The organism is Proteus mirabilis HI4320, from assembly GCF_000069965.1.
GTDB classification, from domain to species: Bacteria; Pseudomonadota; Gammaproteobacteria; order Enterobacterales; family Enterobacteriaceae; genus Proteus; species Proteus mirabilis.
On the sequence record NC_010554.1, the window covers coordinates 533,760 to 551,117 of the forward strand.

29 protein-coding genes are annotated in these 17,358 nt (G+C 39.6%); 22 read left to right on the plus strand and 7 right to left on the minus strand.

The annotated features are described in order from the left end of the window. Positions 1 to 40: 40 nt before the first annotated feature. The gene (locus PMI_RS02345) at positions 41 to 268 is read right to left on the minus strand and encodes a hypothetical protein (protein ID WP_012367608.1); all 228 of its coding nucleotides are present in this window, start codon (positions 266 to 268) and stop codon (positions 41 to 43) included. A gap of 122 nt (positions 269 to 390) precedes the next feature. Continuing rightward, a complete protein-coding gene (locus PMI_RS02350; RefSeq protein WP_012367609.1) occupies positions 391 to 666 on the minus strand; it encodes a hypothetical protein in 276 nt (91 codons plus the stop codon). 167 nt (positions 667 to 833) lie between these two features. On the opposite strand from PMI_RS02350, the gene PMI_RS02355 reads away from it, so the two are divergent. Further along, positions 834 to 1,049, plus strand: a complete 216-nt coding sequence (locus PMI_RS02355) for a hypothetical protein (protein ID WP_012367610.1) — start codon at positions 834 to 836, stop codon at positions 1,047 to 1,049. Here the strand turns inward: PMI_RS02355 and PMI_RS02360 are convergent. From PMI_RS02360 to PMI_RS02380, 5 genes are all read right to left on the minus strand, one after another. After that, the gene (locus tag PMI_RS02360) at positions 1,046 to 1,261 is read right to left on the minus strand and encodes a hypothetical protein (RefSeq protein ID WP_012367611.1); all 216 of its coding nucleotides are present in this window, start codon (positions 1,259 to 1,261) and stop codon (positions 1,046 to 1,048) included. The two genes, PMI_RS02355 and PMI_RS02360, sit on opposite strands and share 4 nt — an antisense overlap. A 159-nt stretch (positions 1,262 to 1,420) precedes the next feature. Next, positions 1,421 to 1,729, minus strand: a complete 309-nt coding sequence (locus PMI_RS19535) for a hypothetical protein (RefSeq protein WP_012367612.1) — start codon at positions 1,727 to 1,729, stop codon at positions 1,421 to 1,423. A gap of 1 nt (position 1,730) precedes the next feature. Next, complete coding sequence (locus PMI_RS02370; RefSeq protein WP_232504901.1) at positions 1,731 to 1,931, minus strand: hypothetical protein; 201 nt, start codon at positions 1,929 to 1,931, stop codon at positions 1,731 to 1,733. A 600-nt stretch (positions 1,932 to 2,531) separates the two neighbouring features. Next, positions 2,532 to 2,837: a hypothetical protein gene (locus PMI_RS02375; protein WP_012367614.1), complete on the minus strand. Its 306-nt coding sequence runs from the start codon at positions 2,835 to 2,837 to the stop codon at positions 2,532 to 2,534. 30 nt (positions 2,838 to 2,867) lie between these two features. Further along, positions 2,868 to 3,569 carry an XRE family transcriptional regulator gene (locus tag PMI_RS02380; protein WP_012367615.1) on the minus strand — a complete coding sequence of 234 codons (702 nt, stop codon included), beginning with the start codon at positions 3,567 to 3,569 and terminating at the stop codon, positions 2,868 to 2,870. 107 nt (positions 3,570 to 3,676) lie between these two features. Here PMI_RS02380 and PMI_RS02385 point away from each other — a divergent pair, with 107 nt between their 5' ends. From PMI_RS02385 to PMI_RS02475, 21 genes are all read left to right on the plus strand, one after another. After that, the gene (locus PMI_RS02385) at positions 3,677 to 3,862 is read left to right on the plus strand and encodes a Cro/CI family transcriptional regulator (protein ID WP_012367616.1); all 186 of its coding nucleotides are present in this window, start codon (positions 3,677 to 3,679) and stop codon (positions 3,860 to 3,862) included. A 120-nt stretch (positions 3,863 to 3,982) separates the two neighbouring features. After that, positions 3,983 to 4,330: a hypothetical protein gene (locus PMI_RS02390; protein WP_004247478.1), complete on the plus strand. Its 348-nt coding sequence runs from the start codon at positions 3,983 to 3,985 to the stop codon at positions 4,328 to 4,330. 95 nt (positions 4,331 to 4,425) lie between these two features. Continuing rightward, the gene (locus tag PMI_RS19400) at positions 4,426 to 4,599 is read left to right on the plus strand and encodes a hypothetical protein (protein WP_004251793.1); all 174 of its coding nucleotides are present in this window, start codon (positions 4,426 to 4,428) and stop codon (positions 4,597 to 4,599) included. Continuing rightward, positions 4,596 to 5,363: a helix-turn-helix domain-containing protein gene (locus tag PMI_RS02395; protein WP_012367617.1), complete on the plus strand. Its 768-nt coding sequence runs from the start codon at positions 4,596 to 4,598 to the stop codon at positions 5,361 to 5,363. Before PMI_RS19400 ends, PMI_RS02395 begins: the two co-directional genes overlap by 4 nt. Further along, the gene (locus PMI_RS02400) at positions 5,363 to 6,748 is read left to right on the plus strand and encodes a replicative DNA helicase (protein WP_012367618.1); all 1,386 of its coding nucleotides are present in this window, start codon (positions 5,363 to 5,365) and stop codon (positions 6,746 to 6,748) included. The genes PMI_RS02395 and PMI_RS02400 overlap by 1 nt, the downstream gene beginning before the upstream one ends. A gap of 25 nt (positions 6,749 to 6,773) precedes the next feature. Beyond that, positions 6,774 to 7,223 carry a YbcN family protein gene (locus PMI_RS02405; protein ID WP_012367619.1) on the plus strand — a complete coding sequence of 150 codons (450 nt, stop codon included), beginning with the start codon at positions 6,774 to 6,776 and terminating at the stop codon, positions 7,221 to 7,223. A 78-nt stretch (positions 7,224 to 7,301) separates the two neighbouring features. Further along, positions 7,302 to 7,592 carry a DUF1364 domain-containing protein gene (locus PMI_RS02410; protein WP_012367620.1) on the plus strand — a complete coding sequence of 97 codons (291 nt, stop codon included), beginning with the start codon at positions 7,302 to 7,304 and terminating at the stop codon, positions 7,590 to 7,592. Beyond that, complete coding sequence (locus PMI_RS02415) at positions 7,589 to 7,945, plus strand: RusA family crossover junction endodeoxyribonuclease (protein WP_004245983.1); 357 nt, start codon at positions 7,589 to 7,591, stop codon at positions 7,943 to 7,945. The genes PMI_RS02410 and PMI_RS02415 overlap by 4 nt, the downstream gene beginning before the upstream one ends. Then, positions 7,945 to 8,577 carry a bacteriophage antitermination protein Q gene (locus PMI_RS02420; RefSeq protein ID WP_004247487.1) on the plus strand — a complete coding sequence of 211 codons (633 nt, stop codon included), beginning with the start codon at positions 7,945 to 7,947 and terminating at the stop codon, positions 8,575 to 8,577. The genes PMI_RS02415 and PMI_RS02420 overlap by 1 nt, the downstream gene beginning before the upstream one ends. Before the next feature lie 310 nt (positions 8,578 to 8,887). After that, complete coding sequence (locus tag PMI_RS02425; protein ID WP_004247148.1) at positions 8,888 to 9,409, plus strand: YagU family protein; 522 nt, start codon at positions 8,888 to 8,890, stop codon at positions 9,407 to 9,409. A 158-nt stretch (positions 9,410 to 9,567) separates the two neighbouring features. Beyond that, on the plus strand, positions 9,568 to 9,990 hold the full coding sequence (locus tag PMI_RS02430) for a hypothetical protein (RefSeq protein ID WP_004247488.1): 423 nt from the start codon (positions 9,568 to 9,570) through the stop codon (positions 9,988 to 9,990). Between the two features lie 53 nt (positions 9,991 to 10,043). After that, on the plus strand, positions 10,044 to 10,313 hold the full coding sequence (locus PMI_RS02435) for a phage holin family protein (protein WP_004251611.1): 270 nt from the start codon (positions 10,044 to 10,046) through the stop codon (positions 10,311 to 10,313). Continuing rightward, positions 10,313 to 10,783 (plus strand): lysozyme, encoded by a 471-nt coding sequence (locus PMI_RS02440; protein ID WP_012367622.1) that lies wholly within the window; start codon positions 10,313 to 10,315, stop codon positions 10,781 to 10,783. Before PMI_RS02435 ends, PMI_RS02440 begins: the two co-directional genes overlap by 1 nt. After that, entirely contained in the window at positions 10,765 to 10,923 is a 159-nt protein-coding gene (locus PMI_RS19405; protein ID WP_012367623.1) for a hypothetical protein, read from the plus strand. The genes PMI_RS02440 and PMI_RS19405 overlap by 19 nt, the downstream gene beginning before the upstream one ends. Positions 10,924 to 10,925: 2 nt before the next feature. Next, positions 10,926 to 11,387 (plus strand): lysis protein, encoded by a 462-nt coding sequence (locus tag PMI_RS02445; protein ID WP_012367624.1) that lies wholly within the window; start codon positions 10,926 to 10,928, stop codon positions 11,385 to 11,387. Positions 11,388 to 11,734: 347 nt separating this feature from the next. Beyond that, entirely contained in the window at positions 11,735 to 12,319 is a 585-nt protein-coding gene (locus tag PMI_RS02450) for a BRO-N domain-containing protein (RefSeq protein WP_004247494.1), read from the plus strand. 199 nt (positions 12,320 to 12,518) lie between these two features. Next, entirely contained in the window at positions 12,519 to 12,677 is a 159-nt protein-coding gene (locus PMI_RS19410; RefSeq protein ID WP_004245978.1) for a hypothetical protein, read from the plus strand. 33 nt (positions 12,678 to 12,710) lie between these two features. After that, positions 12,711 to 13,313, plus strand: coding sequence for a hypothetical protein (locus PMI_RS02460; protein WP_017628804.1), 603 nt, complete (start codon positions 12,711 to 12,713; stop codon positions 13,311 to 13,313). 2 nt (positions 13,314 to 13,315) lie between these two features. Further along, positions 13,316 to 14,803 carry a terminase large subunit gene (locus PMI_RS02465; RefSeq protein WP_012367627.1) on the plus strand — a complete coding sequence of 496 codons (1,488 nt, stop codon included), beginning with the start codon at positions 13,316 to 13,318 and terminating at the stop codon, positions 14,801 to 14,803. Further along, positions 14,803 to 16,173, plus strand: a complete 1,371-nt coding sequence (locus tag PMI_RS02470; protein ID WP_012367628.1) for a DUF4055 domain-containing protein — start codon at positions 14,803 to 14,805, stop codon at positions 16,171 to 16,173. Before PMI_RS02465 ends, PMI_RS02470 begins: the two co-directional genes overlap by 1 nt. Continuing rightward, a complete protein-coding gene (locus PMI_RS02475; protein ID WP_012367629.1) occupies positions 16,170 to 17,291 on the plus strand; it encodes a phage minor head protein in 1,122 nt (373 codons plus the stop codon). Before PMI_RS02470 ends, PMI_RS02475 begins: the two co-directional genes overlap by 4 nt. Positions 17,292 to 17,358 lie beyond the last annotated feature (67 nt).

A 17,358-nucleotide genomic window follows, 5' to 3' on the forward strand; every position in this document is an offset into this window, starting at 1 on the left:
GTGAAGGTGTATTAATTTATTTTTAATGATTTGAATTTTATTAGTGTGTTTTTTTATTGAGTAATGTATTTATAATCGCTTTTTCAAATGATGATTTAATTGAATTTTCTCCAACTAAATTATCTGAGAAGTTATTTAGTAATAATTCTAATTCTGGAGTTTCTTCATGAACGTATATTTTTGTTTTTACTTCAACATGTGGTGATTTAATTCCATGTTCTAAAGTTAATTTTACGTTAATAACGACACTGGTTTTTTGTTTCATCATTTTTATTTCCTTTTAATGAATATAATTAATTACGAAATGTCTTGTTTATATATCTAAATATAGGGTGGGTTACTGCTGAACGAGGGATGTCATACTCCCTCCGTTATTAACTAAACACGATGCTAATTATCAAGCTTGAGTTTTTGAATTAAGTTACTCACTGTGGTATCTACTGCTTCCTGATCGATGGTGTCGAATAGCTTGTTGCGTGCTTCTTCCGCTTTATTACAGCCTTCCTCATCATCGTCGTCGTAATCTATCCATAATCCAAAATCGACCTCGAAAAGTTTCTCTGGCCAGCAATATTGCATCCCGATTTTTGACTCATCGGCGTTATGAGCTTTCTTGATTAGAATCTGACGCCCGTGTGACTCAAACTCCTTAAACCATATTTCCATCTCTATCTCCTATCTATTAATCAACTCACCACAGCCCGCAGAATGGACTGTAATTAGTTAACTGTGCCTGCTTTTAACCACATCAGGCGAGGTGGTTCTTACATTCCCCAACATAAGAAATCTGTGTATAATTCAATCACCCCAACATAATTAAAAGGATTGAATTAATGAGTAATAGAGTTATCTCTGATGACAACCCTGTTAAACGAGTTGCTTTTGATATGGCGCTAGCTTTAGCTGCTAAACAGGATTCTATTAAAACCCCTGAGCAACTTATGGCTGAAATTGAATCGCTTTACCCTGAGTGTTTAGAGGTTGCTGAGAAGCAATACAAAAAAGAGACTCCACCTCCGATGGGGGTTTTGCTAAAAAGTACAATCTAAGACTTTAATTTCTCTATCTTTATGTGATGCATTTTTAAAAACTCTTCTAGCGGAACTAATTCCATAATGGTTGTTCCGCAATTTAGAGTTAATTTAGTGATTGGTTTCCCATCTGACCAGGTATCTTCCTTTATTGAAGAAATACTTTCTGTCTTAAAGAAAATTCTTGTTCCATCGTTTCTTAGATATTCATACATTTTTAAGTTAATCATGTTTAATCCTATCTCGCCGTAACCCCGAACTTACTGCTCGGCTGTTTTGTTTTAACTCCTGAATATACTGCTACATTAGGTAAGCAGCAGTTATCAGGTGTGTTTATTTAGGTAATAAAAAACCCCGCGGCTGCGAGGCTTTAGATTGATTGGCGTAAATCACCATTTTTTATTTGGGTTTCTTTGATGAGCATGATTTACAACTCTATTCATAATGTCGTCTTTAGGTGGATTGTATATTTTCTCTTCCCTTTCTTGTTTTGGTAGGGATAGCTTTTTATGTAACTTCAATTCAGAAGTTGTTCTGTAAGCTACCGGACCAACAAGCGGAGGAGGTGGACCGCACAACCCCTTGCGTTCACATTCATTTATATACTCTAGCGCTTTCCTTGCCAGATACTCACCTCTTCTAATATATCGCCTTGCTTTTGAGTTTCTTCCTTTCTCAAGATAGATAATTTTAGTCATATCAAGCCCTCGCCGTCACTTCCCCGCTTGGCATAATAGGCTTGCGTAGACGTAATTTCTTACGATGTTCACTAGGTGTATCCTTTAAACAAATAATTAACTCTGACAATACATCCGTTTCATCGACTGGCTTAATGATTGAATCCCATATTTCCTCAGTAGTGCGACCACGATTCGCTTCTTCTAAAGCTTTGCGAGCCATTAATTCACCTCTAGCGATATAACGACGCATCTTTGAATTTGTCTTACCAGTGCGCGGTAAGTAAGTAATTTGAGCCATAATTTACCCTCGGTTAGTAAGTATTGGTGATGCGGTCATTGGCTATCAGTCTCGAACTGTCTTGTCAGCCTTGCTTGCATCCTCTGCAATAACACTACTTTATTTGCTGGTCACCTTCCTAAGTTAATGATCAACAGCGTTGTTATTACTCGACGGACTCACACCGTCTGACATTGGCTTTGCTTGCATCTGGTTCAGCGTAACCGCATCCCAATACTCACTTGGAGTTTTGAAACTTTCCCACAATGGCGGGAGTTAATTTGTAAAAGAGCGAACATCCTGTTTATCTATGGCTCCTTGCCTTCGATGTGATTAACTATACAAGCATTACTTTATTAAGACAAGTAAAACTTGTGTAAAAACTTGGGTTAATCTTTATTTAAACAATAAATGCTTGTTTTTGTTTGTGTTATTTTTTGTAAAAAATTTAAATTTTTTATTCTGTTGGCAGTTTTTGTGATTTGTGGGCATAAAAAAATCCCTCATTAAAGAGGGAACTGTGATGTGGTAGGTGAGAGGTAGCTAGTTTTTACTTGATGTTATTTCTGCGAAATCCAGTAGTGCTTTCTGGCAATCGTTGGTCATATCAATTAAGGTGCTGTTTTTCTTTTTTGCCTCATTGCTCATGAACTTATCTATAAACTCATCCCCATTTGGCACATTATTTTCTTGCTGAAATTTATATAAAGAAGAGTAAGCGTTGCACTCAGATGCTTTCATGATTGTAGTTATCAATTTGAAGTCATCTTCATTAGTGATATCAATCTTATTAGTAGCATGGGCAGATATTGAAGAAACAGTAATTAGTAATAAAATTATATTTTTCATTTAGTTACTACCTGATAATTAAATAAATTTCTATCCATGAAATTTGTATTTTATAGATTGGCTAACTAAAACTTTGGCATGAATGTAGAGGCTATTGATACTATCTTCTTCTAAATACCAAGTTTCATATCTTGCGTTATCCGATATGACAGCCAGTCTCTTATATTGCTTTTGAAGCCTTTTTATATATAGCTGATTATCTAATACAAAGACATAAATTCCATCACCATCAAAAAAGTTAGTGGTGATATCTACGAATATTTGATCTCTGGGCTCAAATGTTCCAGCCATAGAGTCACCTTTAACAGTGATCATCTTGATTGTGGATGCAGATCTCCCACCAAACAGTCTTTTTGCTTCATCTGCTGAATACTCAATAGCCGTTATTGTCTCAATAAAATCATCAAGAACCATCACACCTGGCCCTGCACTAGCTTGGATATCCAGCATCTCCACCTTGTAGGTATTTTTATCTGAAACTTCAATATCTTGATTTATTTGAATACTACTGACTTTGTTTCTTTCATCAATATCAGTTATTCCGAATAACAACCAATTGGTATCAACTTCAAGTATTTCAGCAATTTTAATAACTCTGTTTTTTCTTGGCTCAGTACTGGTCTCCCACTGCTGTACTGATTGTGGTGACACTCCTACCAACTCAGCTAACTCAGCTTGGGTCATGTTTTTTGCAAGTCTAGCTTGCTTGATTCTTTCGCGCATAGTTTTCATTCGCTCAATATACAAGTTGTGCTTTTATTTTTCCAACAAGTAATACTTGCTTAAATAAAGCGTTTCTTGTATTCTTCTTGTTGTTAATCAGTTAAAGGAATATCTTTATGAATGCATTGGAAACAACAATTAAAAAAGCAGGTGGAATTCCAGCTTTAGCTAAGAAGCTAAAGATTAGCGATCAGGCCATTAGACAATGGGAGCAAAAAGGTCGCATTCCTCCTGCAAGATACGCTCAAATCAACGAACTATTCGGAATACCATTTGAGCATTTAGTAAAAGATAAAAATTAGTTTCACCCGCTCTTTTCACAATTTAGGTTCCGCCATTGTGGAACATATCAACAATCCGCTCATATGGAATGAGCCACGGATCATTATTGTCCCTTAGTTAACTCATAAGGACTTTAAACAATGGAATGCGCAAATACACGCAAACAATTCAATCAATTTATCTCTAACCACCTAATAGCTTCAGCATTACAAGCATTGAGAAATAAAACTCAGTCTGCCGTGGCTAGAACGTTAGGTGTTCATGATTCAACTATCCTACGTCGAACTGAAAAATATCCTGAAATATGCGAAACGCTTGTCGCATCGGGAATTATTGATTTTGTGATGGAAGGAGAACGAAAAATCTCAGAAGAAGAGTACCGATTTTTGTGGAAACAAATGGGTGAACTTTCTCAAATGAAAATAAAAGAAAACGCCTCGATTGCGGCAACAAACGAGGCGTGTTGTTCAATGGAATTCACCATTTAACGTACAAATATACTGTATCAATATCCAGTTTTTATCACAAGGGGAAACTTCAGTTTCCTTTTTTTGATACAGCTTTGGAATGGAGAAATTATACCATGAGACAAAGAATAAATCATGAATTTAATGGCTGTGATGAGCATAAAAACATCATGAGAAATAGGCTATTACAAGAAATAACCCCACTGGGTTGTCAGCGTTTAAAGGAAGCATTGAAAGACGCAAAATTAAGGAAAGCACATCGGGATAAGTTATTAGGAGAGCGAAAATGAGTATGCTTCTAATGGCAAAAGCCATGCAATTACAGGTGGGGAGTACAGCACAAAAAATGGTGCTACTGAAACTTGCTGATAATGCCAATGATAAAGGTGAGTGCTTTCCTTCTTATGAGACTATTGCACGTCATTGCGAAATTAGCCGTCAAAGTGCGATAAACCACATTAAAAGTTTATGTAAAAAAGGGTTTGTTCGTAAAGTTACGCGAAAAACTGATAAGGTGCATACTTCCAATTTATATATTCTGGATTTGGAGGCTAAATCTCTTGATGACGGTAGTCAAAATACAGTACCACCTAGTCAAAATTCTGTACCAGAGGTAGTCAAAGAATTTGACCACGGTAGTCAAACGGTTGGACTAGGGGGTAGTCAAAAATTTTTACCCAGAACCAGTCAGTCTTTTAACCAGTCAATTAACCTTAAAAAACTATCGTCTGACGACTCGAAACCTGCAAAGCAGATTTCAATTAATCGACAAGCTAAAATTCCTTATCAGGAAATCATGCAAGCCTTCAACGAATCGGTAGGGGATAGATTACCCAATGCCGAATCACTGAATGACAAACGCAAACGAGCAATATCCAAATTCCTGAAAGAGCTCAAAGAACCCACAGTTGAATCAGCTAAAAATTATTTTGATTATTTTATGGAAACGGCGAGTGCTTGGTATTTTGGCGAAAATAATCGGGGTTGGCGAGCGAATTTTGATTATTTACTCAGACCTGAAACGGTACTCAAAACAAGGGAAGGAGCACTGTGATGAACCAAGTTCCGAATAATTTAATGGCGGAACAAAATGTTATTGGAGGACTACTGCTTGACCCGCAAAGTGATAATGCGCAATCAATTTTTTCACTGCTAAAACCTGAAGATTTTTATGCCCGACACCATCAAATTATTTATCTCACCCTGCGAGAAATGTATACCCAACGTATGCCAATAGACATCATGACGGTGACGGATTGTCTGGAGTCAAAAGGCCGAATTAATCAATCAGGTGGTTTTGCCTATCTTGCTGAGATGGCAAGAGAAACACCGAGTATTGCTAACATTATGGCTTATGCGAAAAAAATCCGAGAGTGTTCCGCACAGCGTTTTGTTATCGAAAAGACGGTTGAAATTCAAAAGCTCATGATGGCGCCAAGTGAGTTAGGTTTTACAGATAAAATTGAACAAGCACAACGCTTGCTTGATGAAGCTACTTCGTTTGGAAAAATGGGGAGAAAAACAGGGTTACGCCGAATTGATGATGTGCTGGATGATGTTTTTACCGACATTTGTGATCGACAAGATAACCCAGAGAAACATCGAGGATTAAAAACGGGATTTAAAGATTTTGACCGTCTATTAAGCCCGAAACAGATTGTCATAGGCTCACTGTTCGTGATTGGTGCTCGTCCAAAGATGGGAAAAACAACCGTTCTCACTGAAATGGCAAAAAATGTCTCACAACAAGGTAAGCCTGTATTACTGTTCAGCATGGAAATGACGGATAAACAGCTTGTTGAACGGACACTAGCCCAACAAACCCAGATTAATTCAGATAAATTTTACCAAAAGTTAGAAGAGCATGAATGGGATAGGCTTTGCAATGCCATCGGTCGCCTTAAAGATGAGCCCAATATTTGGGTGGATGATACACCAGGTATGTCCTTACAGCATATTCGCTCTGAAAGTCGGAAAATTAAACGCAAAGTCGGTGATATTGGGTTCATTGGTGTCGATTACCTCACGCTGATGCAAGCGGGAAAAGCTGACCGTAATGACATTGCCTATGGTGAAATCACTAAGGGGCTAAAAATATTAGCAAAAGAGCTCAATACGGTGGTTGTGTTGCTTGTACAACTGAATCGAGGATTGGAAAACAGAGCTGATAAACGCCCCGTACCAAGTGATTCAAGAGACACAGGACAAATCGAGCAAGATTGTGATTATTGGTTAGGCATTTATCGTGATGCGGTGTACCACGATAATGCAGATGAAACGCTGACCGAGATGATTTTAAGGCTCAATCGGCACGGTAAAACAGGCACGGTGTATGTTGACCAACAAGGATTGAGTATTACACCAGTTGATCAATATATGGCTGCTTATCGCGCTCAACCGAAACGAGAGCCTAAAAGGTATTGTGAAAAATCGTTTTAACTCATGAAAGTAAAAAGGAGACCTCGTGACAGATGATATCTGTCTCCATAAATCCAATCTCAACAGTATTTTCAAAGTGCTCTCCGAAATCGTGACAACAGGTAAACGCTATCGCATCAAAATCACCGAGTGGCGTGATTTAAGAACCATACCCATGAATAAAACATGGCGTATGTGGATGGAAACCACAGGCGAGTGGTTACGTGCACGTGGCGTTGTTATCGATATTAAAAATGGTGTCGGTGAAATCGTTTTATCAAAGCCCATTACTAATGAGGAAACGCATGAATATTTCGTTGGACACTGGTTAGGGCGCAATGAAAACGGTGAGCGTGAAGAAACCAGCAAGATGGATAAAGCAAGGATGCTTTACATGATGGAGAAACATGAACAATGGTGCATTGAGAAGGGAATTCCGATCATCATTCCTCGTAACTCTGAATATATGAGTTTGAAAAGAAAGCAAGAAGAATAGGAAATAGTGATGATTATTTCAGTTAATAACATGATCGTTTTTATTTTAAAGTGATAAAAAATAGTAATCAGGAGGCTCATGATGAATTTACGCAATGAGGCAAAAGGGCGTGAATGTCAGATTAGAATACCTTCAGTTTGTAATGGTAACTCTGAAACGGTTGTTTTAGCCCATTACAGAATGTCAGGTCTTTGTGGCGCCGGAATAAAATCGCATGACTTATTTGGCGCTTGGGCTTGTAGTGCATGTCACGATGAAGTTGATAGACGAACACGATTTACGGATATGGAGTATGCAAAACAATGTCATCTAGAAGGTGTTTTGAGAACGCAAGCCATATTGATCCAAGAAGGGAAGTTGAACGTGTGAAGGTCTTTAATATCGAACCAGTACCTAAACCAAGGATGACTCAGGCTGATAAATGGAAAAAACGTCCCCCAGTTTTAAAGTATTTTGCGTTTAAGGACGAAGTAAAGTTAAACAAAATCACCCTACCTGAATCACATTACCACATTACATTCATTCTACCCATGCCGAAGAGTTGGAGTAAAACTAAACGCTCCGAAATGAACGGTAAACCCCATCAACAAAAACCGGATAAAGATAATCTCGAAAAAGCATTACTTGATGCTATTTTTGACGATGATTCACGTGTATGGGATGGGCGGGTAACAAAAGTGTGGGGAAAAAGGGGGCAGATAATTATCCAAGAGGTGCGATAGTGAATATTGAGTGGATACGCGAGCGAGTAAGTACAGCGTTGATGAATGTTTGTATTATAGAAAATGGGCCGTTAAGTGCCATGGAGGAACAAGCAATACTTGTAACCGATAGGTTTAAAAGAAACCCAATACGCTATGCGGGTGAAAGAAAGTCTCGATACAGACTCCCCTCACATCCACTCAAAATTAAGCAAAAACATGCCAAAGGAAAATCAAAACCATTAATTAATGAAGTTACTTATCGCACTTCATCATGGCGCAGAGGTATTCATCAATTGCCTAACGAAATGCGCTTATGGTTACTCTATTGCTATGGTGATTATCAATATTATCGTGAGCAAATACTCATTGTTCCCTATATTTGGCATGAGTTTCAGCGATTAAATAGTAAAAAAAGGATAACGAAAAAAGTTAAGCAACGACTTCAATCTCTTACCTTACTAGCCATTCAGGCGGTAAAAGCAGAAATTAATCAAACAGCAAAAAAATATACGGATGTTAAGCTTGCTGAATTGTTGGGCGTCAGTGCTGATGCTTGGCGAAAGAGCTATAAACTGTATTGGATTTGTTTATTAGATTGTTGCTATCAATTAGATAGAGATTCGCTATTCAAAATTAGCGCTTTAAGCTGATTAAAAAAGTTGCAAAACTCCGTTTTTTTCTATAAATTAAATGCAATATTTATATAATATTATAAATGTAAGTATTTCAAACCTCGCTTCGGCGGGGTTTTGTTTTTTTTAAAATATATTTATAATTATTAATTAAAAAATTTGTTGGAAGTTTTTTGTTTTCATTGATTGTTTGTTTATATTTAAGATGAAATTTATTGTTATCCTATAAGAATAAACCTGCAGTGTTTAACTAATAATTAAAATAATAAACAGGTATTCTTATCTCTACTATACTCATAATATTCAATTTATAGAGCGAGTATATATAATGATTGATTTGTTTAAGTTAACGAAAAAAAGTTCTAGGCATATTGGTATAGCAATATATGTTGGTATTATAGCGGGTATCTTTTCAGCTTTAGTTAAATCTGGTTTTGAAGACCTAATTCCCCCGAGAACACTTGAAACGACACCCCCGCCAGTCGTCTTACTCGAAAAGCTTGGATTAAATATAGATACTATGACTTATCATTGGATGGGATATAGTATTAATTGGGGCGGTAATGGTGTTCATATATTATTCTCAATAGTTATCGCTGTGACATATTGTGTTATTGCTGAATTCTTGCCAAAGGTTAAATTATTACACGGTATTTGTTTTGGTATTGGCGTTTCTGTTTTTGCTCATGGTTTAGTCGTACCTCTACTAGGATTGTCTGGCTGGCTTTGGACAGCAGGTTATCAAGCATTAATTTCTGAGTTTGTTGGAACCGCTTTTTGGATCTGGTCAATTGAAGCGATTAGACAAAATTTGCGTTATTGTTTAACTAAAGAAAATGATGCTGAGTAGATAAGGAAGTTCAACCTTAATCTGTTATAAATTTCTTAAAGATCGCTTAGGCGGTCTTTTTTCGTATATGCCGACCACAGAATCAATCACCCTCGTTATCACGTTCACACAAGAGCTGTGAGTCGGCACCTTATTAACTAAATAAATTGGTAAATGTTATGTCAAAAGAGATAAGCGAATTACAGTTTAGTCTTCACTATGCCTCAGAAACAGACAGTGAAAAGAATACCTCCATCATTTTAACGGCGAATATCCATACGGCTGATGGTGAAACTCAACAACTGACACAATTAATTTGCACGACATCTTCCGCAGGTAAAAAGCAATATCGAATCGGCTTGCAAAAAATTAGTGATGCTGGTGCTCCATTGCTGGTGGCGATTGAATCCTATTGGCGCAAAAACACACAAGAGAGTTGTGTTTATTTGTTAGAGAAAGCGAAGCAATTTATTCAAGGACACTTACAACAAACGAATACATGGATATCTATGTATGGTCTTGTGATTGTTTCTAATGCGTCACTGGAAGAACAGTTGCCTGAAGGTTTATTAAAGGCACTTAAAGTATCAATCCCCGCCTAATTTTTTTAACACTTTCACACTAATCATCAACGGACACTCCTCTGGGGGTGACTATGCGTATGGAAAAATTAACCAATGTAACTTATGGAACAGCAGGCCTAACGGCCTTTTTTGCCAGTCTCTCTTTATATGAATGGGTATTTGTTATCGGGATGGCGTTCAGCATGCTTCTGGGTTTAGCCACTTATTTTATGACTCGTCGAGAACAACGAAAACGCACTCAATTATTTGAAGAGCTTGTTCGTCATGTTGACCCACAAAACCCGACCGAAACCTTAAAAAAGCTTGCTGAATTAATGGTGAAAGCGCCAAAGGATATTTAATGTCTCTCAAACAGAAAATAGCGGCGCTAACAACAGCAGGAGCAACAGCCATCGCGTTAGTAGTAATAGCCCATTTTGAAGGTGTACGTTATGAACCTTATCGTGATGTGGCAGGTGTTCTAACTGTTTGTTATGGACATACAGGCAAAGACATTATTCAAGGCAAGAGATACACACAACAAGAATGTGATGCGTTATTACAAATCGATTTTATTAAGACACAACAGCAAGTCGATGCATTAATCAAAGTATCACTCGATGACTACACCAAAGCTGCTTTATATTCCTTTGCTTTTAATGTGGGTACAACCGCATTTGCTCGCTCAACATTACTCAAGAAGCTAAACGCTGGTGATAGAGCGGGTGCCTGTGAAGAAATGAAACGTTGGATATATGCAGGCGGAAAGGTCTGGCGAGGGCTTGTCAGTCGTCGAGAGGCGGAGTCAGCACTATGTCATGGAAAACTTTAATCATCATTATCGGCTTTATTCTTGCATTACTCATTACAGTCGCTGGTGGCATTTATCTCTTGATTGATAACTCATGTACTAAAGACCAAGTGAGTTTAGAAAAGCGCTGTCAGATTGCACTCTCATATCATCGGTACTAATCATGAAATACGGAAAACTCTATGCCGTCATTGCGATGGTAGGCATTATCGTGGGTAGTTATTGGGTGATTAACTGGCAAGCTAATAGGATTAATTCACTGACAGATATCAACAAAAAACTGGCCGTGGCTCTCGAAGAACAGAAGTCTATTAATACTGACTATCAAGCACGCATAATGCGATTAAATCAGTTGGATATTCAATATACGCAGGAGCTAGCGAATGCTAAGAATGAAATTAGTCACTTGCGTGATATTAGTGAGCGTCATCCAGAGCGGGTGTACATCAAAGCCGAGTGCCCCAAAGTCAAAACCACTCCCTCCACCAGCTTGGCTTATGCAACCACCGCCCGACCTACTGACACCGCTATCCGAAATTATTGGTTACTCAGAGAGCGAATTGCAGAGTCAGAACAGATGATTAAAGGGTTGCAGGATTATATCAAACAAGAATGCATGGAATAAAAAAAAGCCCAGCATGGGTGCATGGGCAAACTAACAGGATATTAATCAAAGTATAGTGATAATTACTTAGTATAGCTTAAGTAAATATATATATCAGCAATTAGATAAGTCGTTTATCCATTAAGGAGAGTGATCATATCTTGACTGCTAGGAACAGACTAGAAGTGGCTTGGCAGTGTATCGCTAAGCTGCGAACTCTACGCATTTCATTCTGTGCATTCACCGCGCAATTAAAAACACTCACAGAACCTTACAGAAAGTCGAACCTGAGAAAAACCGTTAATGGTGTTTTCTGTGGGGCGGTTATTTCTGGTGAACAGGTTCGCTTTTCTATAAGGATTTACACCATGAGCAAATCATTAGTTTTCAAAGGTAATGAAATTACTCCATTTGATAATGGTGATAATAAGATTTGGTTTACCAGCTCTCAGATGGCTAAGCTACTCGAATACAAAAATGAGAAGTCAGTAACCAATCTATATAACGCCAACAAAGACGAGTTTTCTGATGATATGACAATGGTCACTGAAACAATGACCAATGGAATAAACAACAACTTACGTAAGAAAAAGGTCAGGATCTTCTCTGTTAGAGGTGCACATCTAATCGGAATGTTAGCTAATACAGATGTAGCGAAATCCTTGCGTCGATGGTTACTTGATCTAGCTGAAAAAGAGTCAAAACCACAAACAGGGTTAGCAAACCTTGACATGAATGAGCTTAAAACCCTGACTATCAATGAGATGCAAAATAGATTAGTAGCAGCCGATAACTGGTCGTTCGAGAACTTTGGCAGGAAAGGTAGTGACTTAATGAATTTACGCAAGCGTCACCTAAAGAAAATACGCAAAGCGAAGAAGGCAATTAAAGAACTATCACAATTAACCTTGCCTGATATGGGCGAATTTCCAGATGGAGAAGAGCCAGCATGAACCACGAACAATTCATAGAGCAGAACGTACTAGCCGAGTTAAAAAAGCTCGGCTTTTCTTTACCTGTTTGTCGTAGAGCAAGTTACATGGCGGTAGATCATTATCGCCGAAGCTCTCAAGCAAGTAGAAAAGGGCGAATGTTTGACGACTGCTTACATATTGCCAAAGTGTGGGCGAGTAAGTTCGCTAAGGAGAAAGTATGACCAAACAAGAAAAAGCAAACTTATCCATTCTCTATCGTCAATTACAGCAATCACTTGAATACTTACACTGTGGAAGAGTTGATGATGGGAGAATAGTTGCTGAAATCGTCGAGCGCGAGTTAGGCAAGTTAGTCAACAAACAGAAAACCAAATAGGCCCTAGCGGCCTTTTTTATTTAAGGAATGGATATGGCTAAAAGACCAGATTGGGAGGCCATCGAGTCGGCTTACCGAGCTGGCGTGATGTCCATAAGGGAAATAGCCTCTCAATACGAGATAACCCATCAGGCGATAAGTAAGCGTGCCAAGAAAGAAGGATGGGAGCGAGATTTAAAGGCAAAGGTTAAGGCTAGGGCTGAAAACTTGGTTGCCAAAAGGGAGGTTGCCAGTCTGGTTGCCACCGAAAAGGCTATTTCAGAACGGCAACTTATTGAGGCTAATGCCGAGGTTATCGCTAATGTCCGCATGGAGCATAGAGGCGATATTCGAAGGGCTAGAGAGTTAACTAATAACTTATTTGATGAACTATCTGCTGAATGTGCTGATGTGCCAGCCTTAAGAAAACTTGGCGAGTTAATGTTTAGTCCTGATGATAACGGACGCGACAAACTCAATGAAATTTATCACTCAATCATCTCCCTGCCTGAGCGCGTTAAGTCAGCCAAATCATTAAGCGAAACATTTAAAAATTTAGTTGGCCTTGAGCGTCAAGCATACGGCCTTGATGATGTTCAGCCGAATAAGACAGCTAGTCAGCTATCAGAACTAATGGACGACTTATCTAAGGAATAATCATGAAGCCAGAACATCTTGCATTATTGAGAGATAAGCTCTGGCGATTAAATCACCTCTACTGGATAACCAATAAAGAAGGCAAGCCAGTTCGATTTAAAATGACGCCTGAGCAACTCGAATATTTTGAAGGGATGCACACGCGAAACATTATCCTTAAAGCCCGTCAGCTTGGCTTCACTACTGAGGTCTGCATTATCCAGCTAGACGCAGCGTTATTTGAGGCGGCTAAATGTGCATTGATAGCCCACACACTTAACGATGCTAAGCGGCTATTTAGGGAAAAGATAAAGTATGCCTATGACAAGCTACCCGATGAAATCAAAGCGGCTAACCCAGCGAGTAATGATGCGGTTGGTGAGTTGGTGTTTAGCAAAGGCGGCTCGCTTTATATCAGCACGTCATTTCGTGGCGGTACACTCCGTTATTTGCACGTTTCTGAGTTCGGTAAGATATGTGCTAAGTATCCAGAGAAAGCCCGTGAGATTGTCACTGGCGCATTTGAGGCGGTATCAAGCGATTGTTTTACGACGATTGAAAGCACAGCGGAGGGTCGAGCAGGTTATTTCTTCGATTATTGCCAGTCTGCTGAGAAAGCGCAAATTCAGAATAAGACTCTCTCTAACCTAGACTGGAAGTTCTTTTTCTTCTCATGGTGGAAGAATCCAGAGTATGCCATTAACCCTGTTGAGCCATTACCCCAGCGGTTAGTTGATTACTTTGATGAGATAGCCAGCAAACATGGTGTTCAATTAAACGAGCGCCAGAAAGCATGGTATTACGCCAAAGAGAAAACGCTTGGCGACGATATGAAACGGGAATACCCGTCAATACCGTCTGAGGCATTCCAACAATCGGTTGAAGGCGCTTACTACGCCAAGCAGTTCCGCTTCCTGTACGAAAATAAACGCATTGGCACACTTCCTGATAACTCGCACTTACCGGTTCACACGTACTGGGATATTGGTGTGGGTGACTCAACGTCAATTTGGTTTATTCGTGAAGTGGGCGAGGAGTTCCACATTATAGACCACTACTCAAACAGTGGTGAAGGTCTACGGCACTACATGAAAGTACTGAAAGACAAAGGCTACACATATGCAAGTCACAATGGCCCTCATGATATCGATAACCGTGAGTTTGGCTCGGATGCGAAATCTCGGCGTGAATTAGCGCGTGAGGGGTACGAAATCGACGGACAAATTTACTCAATCCGATTTGAAGTAGTGCCGAAGCTTTCAGTTGATGAAGGTATCGAGGCAGTACGTGAAATTCTGCCACTTTGCGTGTTTGATGAGCATAAATGTAGTGAAGGCATTGCTCATCTAGAAGCTTATCGTAAAGAGTGGGATGACAAGCGAGGCTGTTGGAAAGATAAACCGCTTCACGATTACACGTCACATGATGCTGATGGATTTAGGTATTTTGCGGTGAGCAGAAGAAACACTAAGCGCCCAGCATTCGAAATTAACCTAGGAACAACCTTCTGATGAGTACAACAAATGTAGATTTCACTCGACCGGAGTATAAAACGGCTGCTCCTCAGTGGGAGTTAGTGCGCTCTGTTTGTCGAGGTGGTGAAGATATAAAAAGCTATCTTCCTGAGCTTGAAGAGCAAGATAGTGAGCGTAAAAAGAAGCGCAATAAAGATTATCAAGACCGTGCGGTGTTCTATCCAATAACGGGCAATACTCGCAACGGCATGATAGGGATGGCATTTAAAAAAGATCCCTTAGTTGCTGTCGTCGAAAAGCTGTCGTGTTTAAAAGACGATGCTGACGGGGCGGGTTCAAGTATCTATCAATTGGCTCAGTCTTCACTTGAGTCAGTATTGGAAGTCGGTCGGCATGGTCTGTATGTTGATTACAACAGTGATTCGAAACTCCCGTACATATTCCAATATCGTGCTGAAGACATCATTAACTGGCGTACAGCTCGTATTAATGGGCGCACGATGTTAACGCTGGTGGTATTGCGTGAAACGGTGGAAGAAGAGGACGGGTTTGGTTTTAAGGATGAGGTTCAATACCGTGTATTGTCGATAGAAGAAGGTAAGTTTGTCTGTCGTGTCTATCGCAAGCCCAGTGGAAGTAGCGTTTTTGAAATTTCTTCTGAGTATATACCTGCGCGTGCTGGTAACGGTGTGTGGAATGAAATTCCATTTACATTTATTGGTGCACAGAATAATGATCACACTATTGATGAAGCCCCACTTCTAGGATTGGCAAAAATCAACCTAGGGCATTATCGAAACTCTGCTGATTATGAAGATTCTGTTTTCTTCTGTGGGCAAATACAACCTTATCTAGGTGGGCTAGGAACAGAATGGCGTGACTATCTAGAAAAGAAAGGCGTTATGGTTGGTTCTCGCTCACCAATTATGTTGCCAGAAAAAGGTTTCTTTGGTTACGCTCAGGCTCAACCTAACATGCTGGCAAAAGAAGCAATGGACAGTAAACGCGATTATATGGTTGCGCTCGGTGCTCAATTGGTTTCTGCTGATAGCAAAGTTAAAACGGTTATTCAGTCTGTCGGTGAACAGAACGCACAAACCTCTATCCTGAGCATCTGTTGCTCTAATGTTTCCGATGCATGCAGTAAATCGCTAATATGGTGTGCTGAATACTTAGGTTTAGATACTGCAGGCATTTCGTTTGAGATTAACAAAGACCTCGTTAATCACATTGCCGATAGTTCGATGATCCGTGAAATCGTCGCAGCATGGCAATCTGGCGCAACGCGTAAATCTGACTTAGTGAGAAGTTTGCAGAAATATGATGTTATCGACCCCGCTGATGATGTTGATGTGGTGGTGGATGAGCTTAATAATCAAGAGCCGACAATGGTAGGTGAGACATGAGATCAGTGAATGAGCGGTTAATGGATGAATTGATTGCTCACTCCCTGTTTTCTGGTCGCTATTCTACAGGGGTGGCTAGACGCATGATAAAGGCACTTAATGAGTTTGATGCTGAATTAACTGCTTCACTTATAGTGTCTTTAGATGATACCTCCATCGATGTTAATAGTTTCACTGCAAGGCGATTGGAGTCGTTGCTGTCCAGCGTTAGAAGTATTAATAAGCGTGCAGTTGATAGTGCTTTTTCATTGTTAACAGAAGAAATGAGAGCGCATGCATTATATGAGGCTGGCTACTACCCATCACTGTTTGATGCTCTACTACCTGATGTTGTTCTACGCAAATATCCACTAATGAGCATTACAGAGGAAATGCTATTTTCCTCAGTCATGTCTCGCCCATTTCAAGGGAAATTACTTTCTGAATGGGCTGATGGATTAGAATCAGATCGCATGACACGCATAAATAACGCTGTTCGGAATGGTTATTTAAATGGTGATAGTGCGGTAGAAATCGGACGTAAAATCAGAGGACATGCAAACCAAGGTTATAAGGATGGCGTATTGCAACTAAGCCGAGCTAATGCGACGACAATAGCTAAAACGGCCATTAGCCATTTACAAGCAACAGCGCGAGATCAGTTTGCTGATGCCAATAAAGACATTCTTGATTGTAAACAATGGTTATCTACCCTCGATAATAAAACATCTCACGATTGCATTATTCGGGATAGGTTGAGATACACGCTGGAAGGTAAGCCTATTGGTCATAAAGTTCCTTATCTACAAGGCCCCGGAAAAATCCACTTCAATTGCCGCTCAACAGAAACGCTGGTTACCAAATCGTGGCGTGAATTAGGTATCGATTTAGATGAGATGGACGCAGGAACTCGTGCCTCAATGGACGGGCAGGTGCCAGCAGATACCAATTTTCTTGATTGGATACAACGGCAACCTGAATGGCGACAGCGTCAAGTTTTCGGAGAAACGCGATTCAGACTAATGAAAGAGGGCGGTATGCATCCTTCTGAGTTTTATACCGATAAGGGAGAGTTTATTTCACTAGAGCGACTTAGAGAGATAGATGGGCATGCATTTAGAGAGGCTGGATATAGCTAATCAATAAACCATTTAACAAGGTCACCTCGGTGGCCTTTTTTATTACCTAAACTCAGCTCAGGGCTGA

What these genes read in the sequence shown, in the direction of transcription:
- PMI_RS02345 (WP_012367608.1), bottom strand. Translation starts at nt 268, where the DNA reads ATGATGAAACAAAAAACCAGTGTCGTTATTAACGTAAAATTAACTTTA.
- PMI_RS02350 (WP_012367609.1), bottom strand. Translation starts at nt 666, where the DNA reads ATGGAAATATGGTTTAAGGAGTTTGAGTCACACGGGCGTCAGATTCTA.
- PMI_RS02355 (WP_012367610.1), top strand. Translation starts at nt 834, where the DNA reads ATGAGTAATAGAGTTATCTCTGATGACAACCCTGTTAAACGAGTTGCT.
- PMI_RS02360 (WP_012367611.1), bottom strand. Translation starts at nt 1,261, where the DNA reads ATGATTAACTTAAAAATGTATGAATATCTAAGAAACGATGGAACAAGA.
- PMI_RS19535 (WP_012367612.1), bottom strand. Translation starts at nt 1,729, where the DNA reads ATGACTAAAATTATCTATCTTGAGAAAGGAAGAAACTCAAAAGCAAGG.
- PMI_RS02370 (WP_232504901.1), bottom strand. Translation starts at nt 1,931, where the DNA reads ATGGCTCGCAAAGCTTTAGAAGAAGCGAATCGTGGTCGCACTACTGAG.
- PMI_RS02375 (WP_012367614.1), bottom strand. Translation starts at nt 2,837, where the DNA reads ATGAAAAATATAATTTTATTACTAATTACTGTTTCTTCAATATCTGCC.
- PMI_RS02380 (WP_012367615.1), bottom strand. Translation starts at nt 3,569, where the DNA reads ATGAAAACTATGCGCGAAAGAATCAAGCAAGCTAGACTTGCAAAAAAC.
- PMI_RS02385 (WP_012367616.1), top strand. Translation starts at nt 3,677, where the DNA reads ATGAATGCATTGGAAACAACAATTAAAAAAGCAGGTGGAATTCCAGCT.
- PMI_RS02390 (WP_004247478.1), top strand. Translation starts at nt 3,983, where the DNA reads ATGGAATGCGCAAATACACGCAAACAATTCAATCAATTTATCTCTAAC.
- PMI_RS19400 (WP_004251793.1), top strand. Translation starts at nt 4,426, where the DNA reads ATGAGACAAAGAATAAATCATGAATTTAATGGCTGTGATGAGCATAAA.
- PMI_RS02395 (WP_012367617.1), top strand. Translation starts at nt 4,596, where the DNA reads ATGAGTATGCTTCTAATGGCAAAAGCCATGCAATTACAGGTGGGGAGT.
- PMI_RS02400 (WP_012367618.1), top strand. Translation starts at nt 5,363, where the DNA reads ATGAACCAAGTTCCGAATAATTTAATGGCGGAACAAAATGTTATTGGA.
- PMI_RS02410 (WP_012367620.1), top strand. Translation starts at nt 7,302, where the DNA reads ATGATGAATTTACGCAATGAGGCAAAAGGGCGTGAATGTCAGATTAGA.
- PMI_RS02425 (WP_004247148.1), top strand. Translation starts at nt 8,888, where the DNA reads ATGATTGATTTGTTTAAGTTAACGAAAAAAAGTTCTAGGCATATTGGT.
- PMI_RS02430 (WP_004247488.1), top strand. Translation starts at nt 9,568, where the DNA reads ATGTCAAAAGAGATAAGCGAATTACAGTTTAGTCTTCACTATGCCTCA.
- PMI_RS02435 (WP_004251611.1), top strand. Translation starts at nt 10,044, where the DNA reads ATGCGTATGGAAAAATTAACCAATGTAACTTATGGAACAGCAGGCCTA.
- PMI_RS02440 (WP_012367622.1), top strand. Translation starts at nt 10,313, where the DNA reads ATGTCTCTCAAACAGAAAATAGCGGCGCTAACAACAGCAGGAGCAACA.
- PMI_RS19405 (WP_012367623.1), top strand. Translation starts at nt 10,765, where the DNA reads ATGTCATGGAAAACTTTAATCATCATTATCGGCTTTATTCTTGCATTA.
- PMI_RS02445 (WP_012367624.1), top strand. Translation starts at nt 10,926, where the DNA reads ATGAAATACGGAAAACTCTATGCCGTCATTGCGATGGTAGGCATTATC.
- PMI_RS02450 (WP_004247494.1), top strand. Translation starts at nt 11,735, where the DNA reads ATGAGCAAATCATTAGTTTTCAAAGGTAATGAAATTACTCCATTTGAT.
- PMI_RS19410 (WP_004245978.1), top strand. Translation starts at nt 12,519, where the DNA reads ATGACCAAACAAGAAAAAGCAAACTTATCCATTCTCTATCGTCAATTA.
- PMI_RS02460 (WP_017628804.1), top strand. Translation starts at nt 12,711, where the DNA reads ATGGCTAAAAGACCAGATTGGGAGGCCATCGAGTCGGCTTACCGAGCT.
- PMI_RS02465 (WP_012367627.1), top strand. Translation starts at nt 13,316, where the DNA reads ATGAAGCCAGAACATCTTGCATTATTGAGAGATAAGCTCTGGCGATTA.
- PMI_RS02470 (WP_012367628.1), top strand. Translation starts at nt 14,803, where the DNA reads ATGAGTACAACAAATGTAGATTTCACTCGACCGGAGTATAAAACGGCT.
- PMI_RS02475 (WP_012367629.1), top strand. Translation starts at nt 16,170, where the DNA reads ATGAGATCAGTGAATGAGCGGTTAATGGATGAATTGATTGCTCACTCC.